15 protein-coding genes are annotated in these 13,600 nt (G+C 58.5%); 11 read left to right on the forward strand and 4 right to left on the reverse strand.

The genetic code is table 11. The features are described 5' to 3' along the window. Positions 1 to 24 precede the first annotated feature (24 nt). The 9 genes from pyrE (at position 25) to parC (ending at position 8,174) form a co-directional block, all read left to right on the forward strand. Entirely contained in the window at positions 25 to 612 is a 588-nt protein-coding gene (pyrE, locus tag AEAC466_RS37435) for an orotate phosphoribosyltransferase (protein WP_023459041.1), read from the forward strand. A 3-nt stretch (positions 613 to 615) separates the two neighbouring features. Continuing rightward, positions 616 to 1,380, forward strand: a complete 765-nt coding sequence (locus AEAC466_RS37440) for a pyridoxine 5'-phosphate synthase (RefSeq protein ID WP_023459042.1) — start codon at positions 616 to 618, stop codon at positions 1,378 to 1,380. Beyond that, the gene (acpS, locus tag AEAC466_RS37445) at positions 1,377 to 1,766 is read left to right on the forward strand and encodes a holo-ACP synthase (RefSeq protein ID WP_023459043.1); all 390 of its coding nucleotides are present in this window, start codon (positions 1,377 to 1,379) and stop codon (positions 1,764 to 1,766) included. Before AEAC466_RS37440 ends, acpS begins: the two co-directional genes overlap by 4 nt. A gap of 143 nt (positions 1,767 to 1,909) precedes the next feature. Continuing rightward, a complete protein-coding gene (gene lepB / locus AEAC466_RS37450) occupies positions 1,910 to 2,791 on the forward strand; it encodes a signal peptidase I (RefSeq protein ID WP_023459044.1) in 882 nt (293 codons plus the stop codon). 62 nt (positions 2,792 to 2,853) lie between these two features. Further along, positions 2,854 to 3,579: a ribonuclease III gene (rnc, locus tag AEAC466_RS37455; protein WP_023459045.1), complete on the forward strand. Its 726-nt coding sequence runs from the start codon at positions 2,854 to 2,856 to the stop codon at positions 3,577 to 3,579. Beyond that, on the forward strand, positions 3,576 to 4,532 hold the full coding sequence (era, locus tag AEAC466_RS37460; protein WP_023459046.1) for a GTPase Era: 957 nt from the start codon (positions 3,576 to 3,578) through the stop codon (positions 4,530 to 4,532). The genes rnc and era overlap by 4 nt, the downstream gene beginning before the upstream one ends. A 2-nt stretch (positions 4,533 to 4,534) precedes the next feature. After that, positions 4,535 to 5,251: a DNA repair protein RecO gene (gene recO / locus AEAC466_RS37465; RefSeq protein ID WP_031239102.1), complete on the forward strand. Its 717-nt coding sequence runs from the start codon at positions 4,535 to 4,537 to the stop codon at positions 5,249 to 5,251. Between the two features lie 130 nt (positions 5,252 to 5,381). After that, positions 5,382 to 5,846, forward strand: a complete 465-nt coding sequence (locus tag AEAC466_RS37470; protein WP_023459048.1) for a hypothetical protein — start codon at positions 5,382 to 5,384, stop codon at positions 5,844 to 5,846. Positions 5,847 to 5,945: 99 nt separating this feature from the next. Continuing rightward, the gene (parC, locus tag AEAC466_RS37475) at positions 5,946 to 8,174 is read left to right on the forward strand and encodes a DNA topoisomerase IV subunit A (RefSeq protein ID WP_023459049.1); all 2,229 of its coding nucleotides are present in this window, start codon (positions 5,946 to 5,948) and stop codon (positions 8,172 to 8,174) included. A 25-nt stretch (positions 8,175 to 8,199) separates the two neighbouring features. Here the strand turns inward: parC and AEAC466_RS37480 are convergent, their stop codons facing one another. Together AEAC466_RS37480 and AEAC466_RS37485 are read right to left on the reverse strand one after the other, a co-directional pair. Further along, positions 8,200 to 8,931, reverse strand: a complete 732-nt coding sequence (locus AEAC466_RS37480; protein WP_031239103.1) for an arginyltransferase — start codon at positions 8,929 to 8,931, stop codon at positions 8,200 to 8,202. A gap of 119 nt (positions 8,932 to 9,050) precedes the next feature. Next, complete coding sequence (locus AEAC466_RS37485; protein ID WP_023459051.1) at positions 9,051 to 9,941, reverse strand: flagellar motor protein MotB; 891 nt, start codon at positions 9,939 to 9,941, stop codon at positions 9,051 to 9,053. A gap of 122 nt (positions 9,942 to 10,063) precedes the next feature. Between AEAC466_RS37485 and AEAC466_RS37490 the strand changes: the two genes are divergently transcribed. Both AEAC466_RS37490 and AEAC466_RS37495 read left to right on the forward strand, forming a co-directional pair. Then, positions 10,064 to 10,549, forward strand: a complete 486-nt coding sequence (locus tag AEAC466_RS37490) for a flavin reductase family protein (protein ID WP_023459052.1) — start codon at positions 10,064 to 10,066, stop codon at positions 10,547 to 10,549. Further along, positions 10,546 to 11,430: an NAD(P)-dependent oxidoreductase gene (locus AEAC466_RS37495; RefSeq protein WP_023459053.1), complete on the forward strand. Its 885-nt coding sequence runs from the start codon at positions 10,546 to 10,548 to the stop codon at positions 11,428 to 11,430. Before AEAC466_RS37490 ends, AEAC466_RS37495 begins: the two co-directional genes overlap by 4 nt. Positions 11,431 to 11,447: 17 nt before the next feature. On the opposite strand, the gene AEAC466_RS37500 is transcribed toward AEAC466_RS37495, so the two are convergent. Both AEAC466_RS37500 and AEAC466_RS37505 read right to left on the reverse strand, forming a co-directional pair. Continuing rightward, positions 11,448 to 12,971, reverse strand: coding sequence for an SEL1-like repeat protein (locus tag AEAC466_RS37500; protein ID WP_023459054.1), 1,524 nt, complete (start codon positions 12,969 to 12,971; stop codon positions 11,448 to 11,450). Positions 12,972 to 13,072: 101 nt separating this feature from the next. Beyond that, positions 13,073 to 13,600, reverse strand: a complete 528-nt coding sequence (locus AEAC466_RS37505) for a hypothetical protein (RefSeq protein WP_023459055.1) — start codon at positions 13,598 to 13,600, stop codon at positions 13,073 to 13,075.

Consider the following 13,600-nt stretch of genomic DNA (forward strand, 5'->3'; position numbering starts at 1 on the left):
CGCGGCATAGAAAAGGATTGCCGCATGACCAGTGAAGACGTGATCAACGAGTTCCGCGCCGCCAACGCTTTGCGTGAAGGACATTTTGTCCTTTCAAGCGGCTTGCACAGCCCGATGTTCCTGCAGAAGAATCTCGTCTTCATGAACGCAGATCGGTGCGAGCGTCTGTGTAAGGCGTTGGCGCAAAAGATTGTCGCCCAGGTCGGCGAAGTCGATGTTGCCATCTCGCCTGCCGTCGGCGGCATCATCCCTGGGTACGAAACCGCCCGGCACCTGGGCGTGCCGTCTATGTACGTCGAACGCGAGGGCGGGGTTTTCAAGCTCCGTCGCGGCTTCCATATCGAGCCCGGCCAGAAGGTGGTCATGGTAGAAGATATTGTGACAACTGGCCTGTCTTCACGCGAATGCATCGCGGCGATCAAGGACGCCGGTGGTGAGGTGGTTGCCGCCGCCTGCATCGTTGACCGTTCTGGCGGCAAGGTTGATGTCGGCGTTCCGCTGATCGCCCTGGCTTCGCTTGAGGTGCCTGCCTATTCCGCCGATAACCTGCCGCCGGAATTGGCCGCGATACCTGTCGAAGATCCTGGCAGCCGCCGCCTGGCAAAGGCCTGATCGATGTCCGAACGCATACGCCTGGGCCTGAATGTCGATCACGTCGCCACCGTGCGCAATGCGCGCGGCGGTCACGCACCCGATCCGGTGCGCGCGGCGCACTTGGCGCTGGCGGCGGGCGTGGATGGGATCACCGCGCATCTGCGTGAGGACCGTCGTCATATCGTGGACAAGGACATTCTGGCGCTCAAGGCGACATGCGACGACTTCGGCCGCCCGCTCAATTTTGAGATGGCCATTACCGAGGAAATGGTCGAGATGGCCGTGGCGATGAAGCCTCACGCCGCCTGCCTGGTTCCGGAGCGCCGCCAGGAACGCACGACCGAGGGCGGGCTGGATGTCGCCGGCCTGCACAATTGGGTCGGAAAAGCCGTGTCGCGGTTGACCGATGCCGGTATCCGCACCTCCCTGTTTATTGCCACCGATCCGGCTCAGATAGACGCGGCCGCATCGGTCAAGGCGCCGGTGGTGGAGTTTCATACGGGCGCGCTCTGTGACGCCTTTCGCGATGGGCAGACCGCTATTTTTGATCATGAAATGAACCGCTTGCATCAGGCTGTTGAACGCGCTCATGAACGGGGCATCGAAGTCCATGCCGGTCATGGTATTGATTACGAGACGGTCACCTACATCGCGCGCATTCCGCACATTCGTGAACTGAACATCGGCCATTTTCTGATCGGCGAGGCCATTTTCATCGGATTGGAAGCATCGTTGCATCGCATGCGTGAGTTGATCGATGTGGCCCATGCCGAGGTCGCGGCGTGATTGTCGGCATTGGTGTCGATCTGTGCGATTCCCGGCGGATCGAATCGTCGATGGAAAAGTTCGAAGCGCGCTTTCTCAACCGGGTTTTCACGCCCGATGAACAGGCCCACGCCTTGGCGGCGGCGCGTCCGCGCCTGAGTTTTGCCAAACGCTTTGCCGCCAAGGAAGCGGTCGCCAAAGCCATGGGGACGGGCGTGCGCGGCTTTTTCTTCACCGATATTGAGGTGGTGTCTGGTCCGCTCGGCAAGCCGCATGTCCTCATGCATGGCGCGGCGGCGGACGTTTTGCGCCGTGTCGTCCCGGACGGCAAGGCGGCGCATATACATCTTTCGCTCAGCGACGAGGACCCATATGCCACGGCCTATGCCGTCATCGAGGCGTTGTAGAGCCCCTTGATTCTGAACAAGGTTTAATGTGGCCGTGGCCGGTACAGGGAAAAGAGCCTTGTGCTTGCCATAATCTGTGGTTAGTTGACAGTCGAAACGGGTACGTGCCCGCAGGTGACAGACGGCTTTTGGGGGCGATCCTTATGGCGAAAAGCGACGATACAGCAAACGAGGCGATTGCCGCCGCGGCCAATGCCGCCGGACGGATCGACCATCAGGCGCCCCCTTCCACCGACGATGAGGCCGACGAGGAAGAGGTTGTCGATACGCGTGACGCCAAGCAGGTCGCCATCGACGAAGCCAAGGAAATATTCAGCGTCGTTGCTGTCGCCCTGATCCTTGTCATGATCCTACGCACCTTCCTGTTCCAGCCGTTCACCATCCCGTCAGCGTCTATGGAGCCCAACCTGTACGAAGGCGATTACATCATCGTCTCCAAGTGGGATTACGGCATTTCGAAGTACTCCTTCCCGATCACCGTGCCCTTCATAAAGGGTAGGATCATGGAGCATGCGCCCAAGCGTGGCGATGTCGTGGTCTTCAAGCTGCCGCGCGACAACAAGACGGATTATATAAAGCGTGTCATCGGTCTGCCGGGCGACACGGTCCAGATGCGCAAGGACCAGCTTTACATAAATGGCAAGCCCGTGCCGAACACCGAGTTGGGGCCCGTCGTCGCCAAGGGATTCTCCCCTCGCTTTGCCACAGTCTATAGCGAACAATTGCCTGATGGCCGTACTCACCTCATGCAGGACATGGTCAAGGATGGCCGTGCCGACGATACAGGTGAGTTCATCGTCCCTGCCGGTCAGTATTTCATGATGGGCGATAACCGCGACAACTCCCTCGATAGCCGCTTCTCACCGGACGATCCCTATGAGCCGGGCGTGGGCTTTGTGCCGGCCGAAAACCTCGAAGGCCGCGCTGTCCTTATCCTGATGTCATGGAAGGAAGGCTCGTCCCTTTGGAAGCCGTGGACCTGGCTGAACTTCCACTGGGATCGTTTCTTCAAATCGCTGCACTGATTCCCGATCTCATTACGGGACGCGCGTTTGCCAAAGGCCGAGGGTTGTTGTAAAGCCAGCCGATGAACGCCCGCGTGTCCCCGTCCAAAGAGTCCAATCTGCGCCTGAAGGCGATTGATGCCTTGCAACGTAATCTCGGCTACACGTTTCAGAAGCCGGAATTGCTTGAACTGGCCCTGACACATGCCAGCGTGGCCGAAGGCGCGCGTAAGATGGCCGACAATGAGCGTCTGGAATTTCTTGGCGACCGTGTTCTTGGATTAATGATCGCCGAGACCCTGATGGAGGTTCTGCCGGAAGCGACCGAGGGTGAGTTGTCGCGACGGTTTCATACTCTGGTCAGCCGCGAAACCTGTGCCGACATCGCGCGTCGTCTCGAACTCGGGGCGGCGATTCGCTTAGCTGCCGGCGAGACCAAGAGCGGTGGCCGTGCCAACCCCACCATTCTGGGGGATGCCTGCGAGGCGCTTATGGCGGCCGTCTATATCGATGGCGGCTACGCCGCAGTACTGACCTGCTTCAAGCCCTTGTGGGAAGCCGCTATCCACGCCAGCGGTGACGTCTGGCGTTCCAACCCGAAGTCGTTTTTACAGGAGTGGGCGGTCGCCAACCATATGGGCGCACCGGTCTACAGCCTCGTTTCACGCAAGGGGCCGGACCACGCCCCTGTTTTCACCATAGAGGTCCGTATCGACGACCTTCCGCCCCAATCGGCCACCGGCAAATCCCGTCAGGAGGCCGAAAAGGCCGCCGCGCTTGGCCTTATCGAACGAGAAAAACTCAATTGACCGACACTCAAACCACCTGCGGCTTCGTTGCCATCATCGGCGCGCCCAATGCCGGCAAATCGACCCTGGTCAACCAACTGGTCGGCACCAAGGTGTCCATCGTGACGCAGAAGGTGCAAACGACGCGTTTTCCGGTGCGCGGCATCGCTATCGACGATGAATGCCAAATGATTCTGGTCGACACGCCGGGGATATTCAAGCCGCGCCGTCGTCTCGATCGCGCCATGGTCAGATCGGCCTGGTCCGGTGCTCAGGACGCGGACTGCATTGTTTTGCTGATCGATGCCGCCGCCCAATTGGCCGTCAAGCATCCGACCGGCGACATCAAGGCCACCGGTGCTGACCACAAGGCGGTCGAAGACGTGGACATGATCGTCAAGGGGCTTCAGGACAGCGGCGCCAAGGCGATCCTGGCTCTCAACAAAATCGACCTGATGAAGAGCGAAAACCTGCTGGCTATCGCTGACGAACTCTACAAGACGGGCGTCTTTGAGGACGTGATGATGATTTCGGCTGAAAAAGGCCATGGCATCAAGGATTTGCGCGTCCTGCTTAAGAAAAAAATGCCGGAAGGGCCTTGGCTCTATCCGGAGGACCAGGCCGCCGACGCGCCGGTTCGCATCCTGGCGGCCGAAATCACGCGCGAGAAGCTTTTCCTGCGCGTTCACGAAGAACTGCCCTATGCCGCCGCGGTCGTGACGACGGAATTCAAAGATATGCCCGATGGGGCAGCGCGCATAGAGCAGTCGATCTTCGTCGAACGTGACGGTCAGCGCGCCATCGTCCTGGGCAAGGGCGGCCAGACGTTGAAATGGATCGGCCAGAAATCACGTGAGGAATTGGCGAAGTTACTGGATAGGCCCGTGCACCTCTTCTTGCACGTCGAGGTCAAGGAGCGTTGGAGCGACGACCGCGCCCTCTATGCCCAGTTCGGACTGGAATACGATAGCTGATGCTGGAATTCGAGGATGACGCCATTGTCCTCGGTGCCCGCGCCCATGGCGAAACGGGCGCTATCGTTCATGTCCTGACCGAAAATCACGGCATATACGCCGCCCACATCGCGGGTGGAGCGTCGCGTCGCGTCAAACCGTTGTTGCAGTCTGGCGCCAAGGTCGTCTTCAGCTATCGCGCGCGCCATGCCGACCAACTGGGCGCGGCAACGCTGGAAGCCGGGGGCGGGTCTCCCGACCTGCTGGACGATCCGCTGGGTTTGCTTGGGCTTCAATGCGCCTGCGTCATGACGCAGAAGGTGCTGCCTGAGCGCGACGGCCAACCGGGCGCCTATCACGCCCTGTCGGCACTGATGGGCGTGCTGCCCTACGAAGATATCTGGCCGGCTGTCTACGTTCGCTATGAAGCCGGTATGCTTGATGCCCTGGGCTATGGACTCGACCTCAGCGCCTGCGCCGTAAGCGGCGAACGCGACGAGCTTATGTATGTCAGTCCGAAGTCCGGCCGTGCCGTCGGTCGTGCGGCTGGCGAGCCCTATAAGGACAAACTCCTGCGATTGCCCGGGTTCATGCTGTCGTCACAAGGTGGGGTCGGCGAGGGCGATGTGGTCAGAGGACTTGAGCTGACAGCCTTCTTTCTGGAGCGTCACGTTTTTCACCCGCACAACAAGCCCTTGCCGGACATTCGCTTGCGCTTGCAGGACATGCTGTCGCGCTGATCCTTGGCGCGACTCACTCGTTTCACTAGAGTGTCCGCGTATTCAAAAGAGACCAATGGTGACGCGTTGCCAATCCTTTGGTAATAAATGTGTTATAACTCTGTTACAGATAACGAGGTTCCAGTCGCGTATGTCGCCTTACAGTGAGCAGGAAATCTTAGCCGCCAACGTCAATCCGGCCACCGGGCTGGCGACTGACTATCTGAATTTGTTCAACGAAGCGATCATGCTCTTTGAAATGGGCCTCGACATGCCCGACATGGCCGAGGAACTGGCTGACTGGAAGAAGCGCGGCTACGTCGAACACTTTGAGAAGTCTGGTTTTGAGATGAAGGATGTGGTCATATCGGCCTATCATCACGCGCCGGCGGACCTGAGATGCGATTTTGATGACGTTTGCGAACGCGCTTTGGCGAGCTTTGATTCGTCGATAAACATTTTGATGAGTTCTAACCTGGAGGATCCGGCAGCGCGGGCCGATCTGGCGGACCGTCTGCGCGATATGAAGGCGTTGGTAATAGAGATGGATTCACATATCCACGGTCGCGCGGCCATGGCCAAGAGCCTGCAAAGCGAAGTCGACGCGCTTTTCTGACACGTCCAGGGCGCCAATCAACAGGATAAAGCGTGAACAAATGCGTGCTGAGGTCGTGCAGGTCTTGTCTTGACTCCTTACAGGCCCTAGCCTGCGGGTATGAGTGATTTAGTGATTCCTCCGGGAAATTCCGATGACGCCGGCGGGCGTATTCTTGACGAGCCGATGGGGGATGCCCTGTCGAAACGTTACCTGGCCTATGCCTTGTCGACAATCATGCACCGAGCGCTGCCTGACGTGCGCGATGGGATGAAGCCGGTTCACCGCCGCATCATGTACGCCATGAGCAATATGCGACTGACGCCCGAAGCGGCGGCGCGCAAGTGCGCCAAGGTCGTCGGCGAAGTCATGGGTAATTTCCACCCGCACGGTGACCAGTCAATCTATGACGCCTTGGTGCGCCTGGCTCAGGATTTCGCCCAGCGCTACCAATTGGTCGAAGGCCAAGGCAATTTCGGCAATATCGACGGCGATAACGCCGCCGCGATGCGGTATACCGAATGCCGCCTGACCATTGCGGCCATGTTGTTGATGGACGGCATCAATGAAGATGCCGTCGATTTCCGCCCGACATATGATGACCAGGACGAAGAACCCATTGTTCTGCCTGCGGGCTTCCCGAACCTTCTGGCCAATGGCGCGACCGGTATCGCCGTCGGCATGGCCACGTCTATCCCGCCACACAACGTTTCGGAGTTGATCGACGCCTGTCGCAAGCTGCTGAGCAAGCCGGACACGACGACCGAGGAATTGATGGAATTCATCCCCGGTCCGGATTTTCCGACCGGCGGTATCTGCGTCGAAAGCAAGGCCTCAATTCTTGAGTCCTACAAGACCGGCCGGGGCTCTATCCGCACACGGGCGCGCTATGAGGTCGAGGACCTGGGGCGCGGCAACTGGCGCATCGTCGTTCGCGAAATACCCTATTACGTCCAGAAGTCGCGCCTGATTGAGCAACTGGCCGATCTGATCGAGGCCAAGAAGGCACCGTTGCTCGGCGACGTGCGCGACGAATCGGATGAACAAATCCGCCTCGTGCTCGAGCCGAAGTCGCGCAATATCGAGCCTGAAGTCCTGATGGAAAGCCTGTTCAAGGTCTCCGATCTGGAAACACGCTTCGCCGTTAACATGAACGTCCTGGATGCGACGGGAACACCTCGGGTCATGGGTCTGAAGGAATGCCTGGTGGCCTTCCTGGATCACCGCCGCGTCGTTCTTATCCGCATGTCGAACTGGCGCCTTGATCGCATTGAGCGTCGCTTGCACATGCTCGACGGTCTGATGATCGCCTTCCTCAATCTGGACGAAGTCATCCGGATTATCCGTGAGGAAGAAAAGCCCCGCGACGTCCTGATGGCGCGTTTCAGCCTGAGTGAACTCCAGGCCGACTATATCCTCGATACCCGTCTGCGCCAATTGGCGCGGCTTGAGGAAATGACCATCAGCGAAGAACACAAGAAACTGTCGGAAGAACGCGATGGTATCCGCGCCCTTCTGGACAGTGAAAAGCTGCAATGGAAGCGTATCGATCAGCAATTGGCCGAGGTGCGCAAGAAATTGCTGTCGCCGCGTCGTACGACCTACGCGGATGCGCCGGTCGGAATCGAGGTCGCGGCCATTGAATCCTACCTCCCGAAGGAACCGATTACCGTCATTCTGTCGCAGCGCGGCTGGATACGCGCTGCTAAGTGCAAGGTCGATGATCCGTCGGAATTGAAGTTCAAGGAAGGCGATGAACTGGGGTATCTGGTGCCGGGCTTTACGACCGACAAGCTGCTTATCCTGACGTCCGACGGACGCTTCCTGACCCTGGGCTGCGATAAGCTGCCTTCAGGCCGTGGAAACGGTGAGCCTTTACGCTTGATGCTCGATATCGAGGAAAGCGCCAAGATCGTCACCGTCTTCATGATGAAGGCGGGGCAAAAGCGCGTGATGGTATCGAAAAACGGCTATGGCTTCGTTATGAACGAAGAAGATGCTGTCGCCAACAAGCGTGCCGGCAAGCAGGTTCTCAATGCCGACGGGACAGAAGCCTTCGCCGCCTTGGCGGTAACAGGCGATCACGTCATGGTGCTGGGTGAAAACAACAAGGTCCTGGTCTATCCTGTATCCGAACTGCCTGAAATGGCACGTGGCAAGGGGGTCAAGCTTCAGGCCTATAAGGACGGCGGCGTAAAGGATATTGCCGTGTTCGATATGGCGGCGGGTGCGCAGTGGTTTGACGGTCAGGGCAAGGCCCGCGATTTCAAGGATGTGAAAGACTATATCGGCCGTCGCGCCAGCGTGGGCCGCATAGCGCCACGCGGCCTGCGCAAACTGCGTCCTTAAGCAGTTTGGACATGTGGAAAGTCATCTATTGGGTGATTTCAGGCGTAATAGGCTGCCAGCCCAGGTCCGTCAGGGCCTCCAGCGGCTGGTAGCGCGCCTTATAATCCATCTTGGGGCTGTCCTTGACCCAATAGCCGAGATAGACGTAGTCATAGCCGGCGCGATGGGCCTGGTCGATATGATCGAGAATGATAAACCGGCCAAGCGACCGTGACATCATGTCGGGATCGTAGAAGCTGTAAACCAACGACAGTCCGTCGTTCAGCGCATCGACTAAAACACAGGCAACCAGCTGATCGCCCAGCCGATATTCGATCATGTGCGTGCGTACCAATGTGTCTTCGACCATGGCGACCAGATCCGCCCAACTCATATCCATCATGCCGCCGTCGGGATGGCGCGCCTTCAGATATTTTTGCAGCAGATCGAACTGTTCGCGACTGGCTTCGGCTTCGACGAAGGCCTTGGTCACATCTGAATTAGCCCGTACCACCCGCCGGTCGGATTTAGACAGGTCGTAACGCTTGACCGGGATGCGGACACTCTGGCAAGCGCGGCAGGTCTGACACGCCGGGCGGTAGGCGATGTTTTGAGAGCGACGGAAGCCTATGGCTGACAACTGATCGTTGACACTGATGGCTTCGAGCGGCGGCAAGTGCACGAACACCTTACGCTCTTCCTGACCTGGCAGGTAGGGGCAGGGGCCGGGGATTGTCAGATAGTATCTGAGCTTTCGACCTGGGAAGTGTTCACTCATTCTACGCCAACGGAGCTTTCGGACCGTTTCCTGGAGTCACGCACGGACGATACCGCTGCGATCAGTTGAACCCAAATTTCAACGTACCGCAAGAACCAAATCCAGACATCGCAAAGGTTTTATTGCGGCAGAACCGGCGCCTCACGCAATAGAACGATAGCGATCCGGCGGTTTCCGGCCAAGGACGGATCGTCGGGATACAGGGGCTCCTTGGCTGCTTTGCCGGCGACCTGGGCAATTCTGTCCTGATCCACACCGGCCCCTTGCAGGACCGCGCGTGATGCATCAGCGCGCGCCGAAGACAAGGCCCAGTCTTTTGGGTTCTGCCCGCTCTGGCCGACCGTGCCCGACGTATGGCCGGTGATCGAAATCCGGTTGGGTAGCTTGTTGATGATCTTGGCCACAGCGTTTAGGAGCAGGCGCGCACGCGCATTGGGCTGAGTGGAGTTCTGATCGAACATCGAGCGACCTTCCTGGTCGATCAACTGAATGCGCAGGCCTTCCGGCGTCTGATCCACCAGGATATTTTTAGAGAGTTCAGCCAGTTCCGGCATGTCCTGCAGCGCCTGACGCAACGACTCAGCAGCACTTTGGAAGGCCTGCTGTTCCCGCTGTTGTGCATCTGTTTCTTCGTCGGAGTCCGCCGTCGAAGCCTTGCCGCCCGCCTGGCTTGTTCCGTCTTTGTCGGCGTTCTTGGGCGCTTCGGGCGCCATCTGTTCGATAAATGACATGGTGCCTGCGTTTTTGTCGCCGTCAGCCCCCAGCGCCTGGCCGCCCAATATGCCGCCAGAGCCCGAGGTCGACTGAGAAACGTTGGCAGGGGCGAAATAGTCGGCGACGCCCCTTTTTTGTTCAGGAGACGTCGTGTTGATCAGCCACATCAGCAGAAAAAACGCCATCATGGCGGTGACGAAGTCAGCATAGGCGACCTTCCACGCGCCGCCATGGTGACCGCCACCGACAACTTTCTTGACTTTCTTGATGACAACGGGGGCGTCGCGACTGGCCATGGAACACGCTCTTATTACACTCTGGCCGAACCCTAACCGGATTAACGTTAATAGCGTCTTGATGGAACGCGTTTTTTGCCTATTTGGTTGCCATGATGAAGCGGCTGAACTAGGAACGGGGCATGGATACGAAAGCCTTGCGGCAAGCTCTGGGTGGATTTGCCACCGGCGTCTGTGTGATCACCGCGCCAGACATGGACCATGTGGACGGCCATATCGTCGGCATGACCGCCAATTCGTTCAGTTCCGTGTCTCTGGCGCCGGCTTTGGTGCAATGGTGCCTGGATCTCAAGGCGCACCGCTATGCCGTTTACGCCCAAGCACCCAAGTTCGGGATCAATATACTGAGCGGTAGCCAGGAAGCCTTGTCGCGGCGCTTCGCGCGTGAAAACGCGCATATCATACCGGAGGAGGGGCTGATCAGCCCCTTACACCCGCTGCGCCTGAATAATGTGGCGGCATTTCTGGCCTGTGATCTTTATGAGGCACGGATGCTTGGTGACCACCTCGTCATTGTCGGCGAAATCACGCATTTCGAAGCCGATCCGGCGCAGGGCGGATTGACCTTTTTCCGCGGCAAGTACGGACAGATAGGAGCCCTCTCATGAAATTATGTTTCGCAGGCCTGGGTGTCATGGGCGCGCCTATGGCTGGCCATCTGGTTAAGGCGGGGCACACCGTCACGGGCTTCAATCGTACGCATCAAAAGGCGGTGGACTGGGCCAAGGCGCACGGCATGCATGCGGAAATGGCGCTAGGCACCGCCTTGATCGGGGCGGAAGCTTTGATCCTGTGTGTGGGACGCGATGAAGATGTTCGCGAAACGGTTCTGACGGCGCTTGCCAACCTGAAGCCGGGAGCTTCGATCATCGACCATACGACGACTTCAGCTAAGCTGGCCCGTGAGCTTCATGCCGTTTGCGCTGAAAAACACATACGGTTTTATGACGCGCCGGTGTCTGGCGGCCAGGCGGGGGCGGTCAATGGACAACTGGCCATCATGGTGGGCGGCGATGAAGAGGGGTATGCGGATATCATTGCGCTGACCGCGCCATATACGAAGTCCATAACACGGCTTGGCGGTGCGGGCGCTGGCCAGACGGCCAAGATGGCCAACCAGATTGCGATTGCCGGGGCAGTCCAGGGCGTTGCCGAAGCTCTGCATTTCAGCAAATGTTCAGGGCTCGATCCCGAACTGGTGTTCACCGCCATTTCGGGCGGCGCAGCCGGGTCGTGGCAGATGACCAACCGTTGGCCCACCATGGCGGAAGGCCAATATGACTTCGGCTTTGCCGTCGACTGGATGCGCAAGGATCTGGGGATCGCCCTCGATGAAGCGCGCCATAACGGCGCTCATCTCGCCGTTGCCGCGTTGGTCGATCAGTTCTATAGCGAAGTCCAGGCAATGGGGGGTAGCCGTTGGGATACGTCAAGCCTTCACGCCCGCCTCGAAGCCCGCCGCAAAGATCCAAACAGCCGTAAGACCTGATCGGTTATTTGTTTGGCCTAATGCGGCTTTGGCGGGTTGAGGATAGCATTCGCCTTGGCGCGGTCGTCCGGTGTCAGTTCCGGCTCGATTTTGGTGGCCGCCTGCGTGGCTTTTTCCAGACCGGACATCGATGCCAGCCGGAACCACACATAGGCCAGCATTACATCCTTTTCGCCGCCCTCGCCGTGCGACAGCATGACCGCAAGATTGAACATGCCGTCTGGCTCTCCTGACTTGGCGGCTTCGGCGAACCATTTGCGGGCAACTACCAAATCTTTTCCGACGGCTTCGCCCGTATAGAAATAGGTGCCAAGCGCAGTCTGCGCCGCCGCCTGACCTTTAAGGGCCGCATCTCGGTAATAGGCGAGGGCCTTGGTGGTGTCCTGGGGCAGGGTATCGCCTTGGTCGTACATGCGCGCGACGGCGAATAGCGCGTCGGGATGGCCACGGCTGGCGGCGGCCATCAGCCATTGCGCCGCAACTTTTCTATCTTCGGCTACCCCGTCTTCGCCATTATAATAGATGAGGCCAAGTTCATACTGTGCCGGCGTAAAGCCGAGGTGGCCGGCCTTCTGGAAAAGGCTTATGGCTTTCGCGCCATTTTTATCGCCACCATAGCCCTTTTGATAAATTTGGCCCAGGACGTATCCGGCCGGCACATAGCCGATCGCGTCTGCCTTGACGTACCATTTTCGAGCCTCCTTCGGGTCGCGGGCCACGTCCCATCCCACCATATAAATCTTGGCCAGGGTCATCGTCGCGTCGGACCGCGTGCTCATATAATAGGGATCAACGGGATCGAAGGTCTGTTCGTCGCCAGGCGTAAACTTCGCTTCCGCGACCTGTTTCAACCAGTAGATCGCCTTTGCTGTGTTCCGCGTCGCCCCCAGGCCGGACAGATACATCTTGCCGGCCATGAACGCCGCCTGTTCATAGCCGATCTTCTTGTACGCCGTTTCGAACAAGCCAAGCGCCTTTTCATAGTCACCGGCGTCGAATGCCGCATAGGCATCTTTAAGCGAATGATCCTTGCGCAGGATAAAATTACGCCCCGCGGCGAAGGCTATGTCTGCGGAGGTGCAGCCGCCAGGCTGCTCGGCGATGAAGTTGCTGTTCGACGTCGTGGTGGGCGTGCCGTCGGCATCCGTCTTCAGATTGCTTTGGTCCTGGGCGGCGTTGCCGAAGGGGCTGGTGTCGCGGATTTGCGAATTGGGAGACGTGGGATCAGTTTCGTCGGCGCCGGGTTCCCGGTTGCTACTATTGTCACCGTTGTGGAAGTCGTCCATGTAGTCTTGAACGATCTGGTCGTCATAGGCGCTATAACCGCGGGCGAAACCGCAAGAGCTACTGCTTTGGGTCGTGATGCGCACGGCGGCACGATCGCGTCGCGTTTTCTGCCCCATAACCACGACGGTCGTAGCATCGGGCACCGGCGATGCCTGTGAGGCGATATCCGGCGGTGCCGCCGTTTGTGTCTGAGCACTTGCTGGAAAGCACAGTACGGCAGCGCAAAAGACGACGCGTGTTCCAAACCTGATCATTATCCACCCCCGCGTGTAATTTTTCACGGTATAATGATCTTGGGTCACAAATCGTCAAGCGAAATTGTTTGAATTTGCGCGAATTTGACGCGAAGGCGCGATTAGTTCGTGGCGTTCTTTTCGACGTATCGCTGAAGGACGCGGCTGTAGCTGTCGTCGAACTGGATCAGCGTAATGTCGTCATACGGCCATTCCACTTCATCTTCCTGCCAGGCGCCGCCGGGATCGACACTCTTGAGCACCACGCAGTCGTCTTCGACCACATCGACCAGGCCGACATCGGCGCTATCGGCAGCCGAAGCCACGACGAATTTTTCCTTGAACTTAAGCGACCGGAACAATTCGGGGAAGCTGCCTATACGCACCCAACTGTACCGCTTCGTGCGCTTGACGCTGTTGAAATCGAGGATTTTCAACTGCGCCTCGGCATAGTCCGAGACTTCGCAGTTTTCGATCAGGTCGATGGGAACCACCAGGGCGCCGACATCCTGCCATTCGTGAATGGCCTGTATCAGGACCAGATCCGGACCAACCGCCAGAACAAAGCCATCGTGCCCGCCACTGTCGAGCGTCAGGTGCACGAACGTGCCGAGGTTTTGTGCCGCTTCGAGGGTTTTGCGGATATCCAT

The sequence above is a fragment of the Asticcacaulis sp. AC466 genome, assembly GCF_000495815.1.
Taxonomy (GTDB): Bacteria; Pseudomonadota; Alphaproteobacteria; order Caulobacterales; family Caulobacteraceae; genus Asticcacaulis.

What these genes read in the sequence shown, in the direction of transcription:
- AEAC466_RS37440 (WP_023459042.1), top strand. Translation starts at nt 616, where the DNA reads ATGTCCGAACGCATACGCCTGGGCCTGAATGTCGATCACGTCGCCACC.
- pyrE (WP_023459041.1), top strand. Translation starts at nt 25, where the DNA reads ATGACCAGTGAAGACGTGATCAACGAGTTCCGCGCCGCCAACGCTTTG.
- AEAC466_RS37485 (WP_023459051.1), bottom strand. Translation starts at nt 9,941, where the DNA reads ATGGCCAGTCGCGACGCCCCCGTTGTCATCAAGAAAGTCAAGAAAGTT.
- parC (WP_023459049.1), top strand. Translation starts at nt 5,946, where the DNA reads ATGAGTGATTTAGTGATTCCTCCGGGAAATTCCGATGACGCCGGCGGG.
- AEAC466_RS37495 (WP_023459053.1), top strand. Translation starts at nt 10,546, where the DNA reads ATGAAATTATGTTTCGCAGGCCTGGGTGTCATGGGCGCGCCTATGGCT.
- AEAC466_RS37480 (WP_031239103.1), bottom strand. Translation starts at nt 8,931, where the DNA reads ATGAGTGAACACTTCCCAGGTCGAAAGCTCAGATACTATCTGACAATC.
- AEAC466_RS37500 (WP_023459054.1), bottom strand. Translation starts at nt 12,971, where the DNA reads ATGATCAGGTTTGGAACACGCGTCGTCTTTTGCGCTGCCGTACTGTGC.
- AEAC466_RS37505 (WP_023459055.1), bottom strand. Translation starts at nt 13,600, where the DNA reads ATGGATATCCGCAAAACCCTCGAAGCGGCACAAAACCTCGGCACGTTC.
- AEAC466_RS37490 (WP_023459052.1), top strand. Translation starts at nt 10,064, where the DNA reads ATGGATACGAAAGCCTTGCGGCAAGCTCTGGGTGGATTTGCCACCGGC.
- rnc (WP_023459045.1), top strand. Translation starts at nt 2,854, where the DNA reads ATGAACGCCCGCGTGTCCCCGTCCAAAGAGTCCAATCTGCGCCTGAAG.
- lepB (WP_023459044.1), top strand. Translation starts at nt 1,910, where the DNA reads ATGGCGAAAAGCGACGATACAGCAAACGAGGCGATTGCCGCCGCGGCC.
- AEAC466_RS37470 (WP_023459048.1), top strand. Translation starts at nt 5,382, where the DNA reads ATGTCGCCTTACAGTGAGCAGGAAATCTTAGCCGCCAACGTCAATCCG.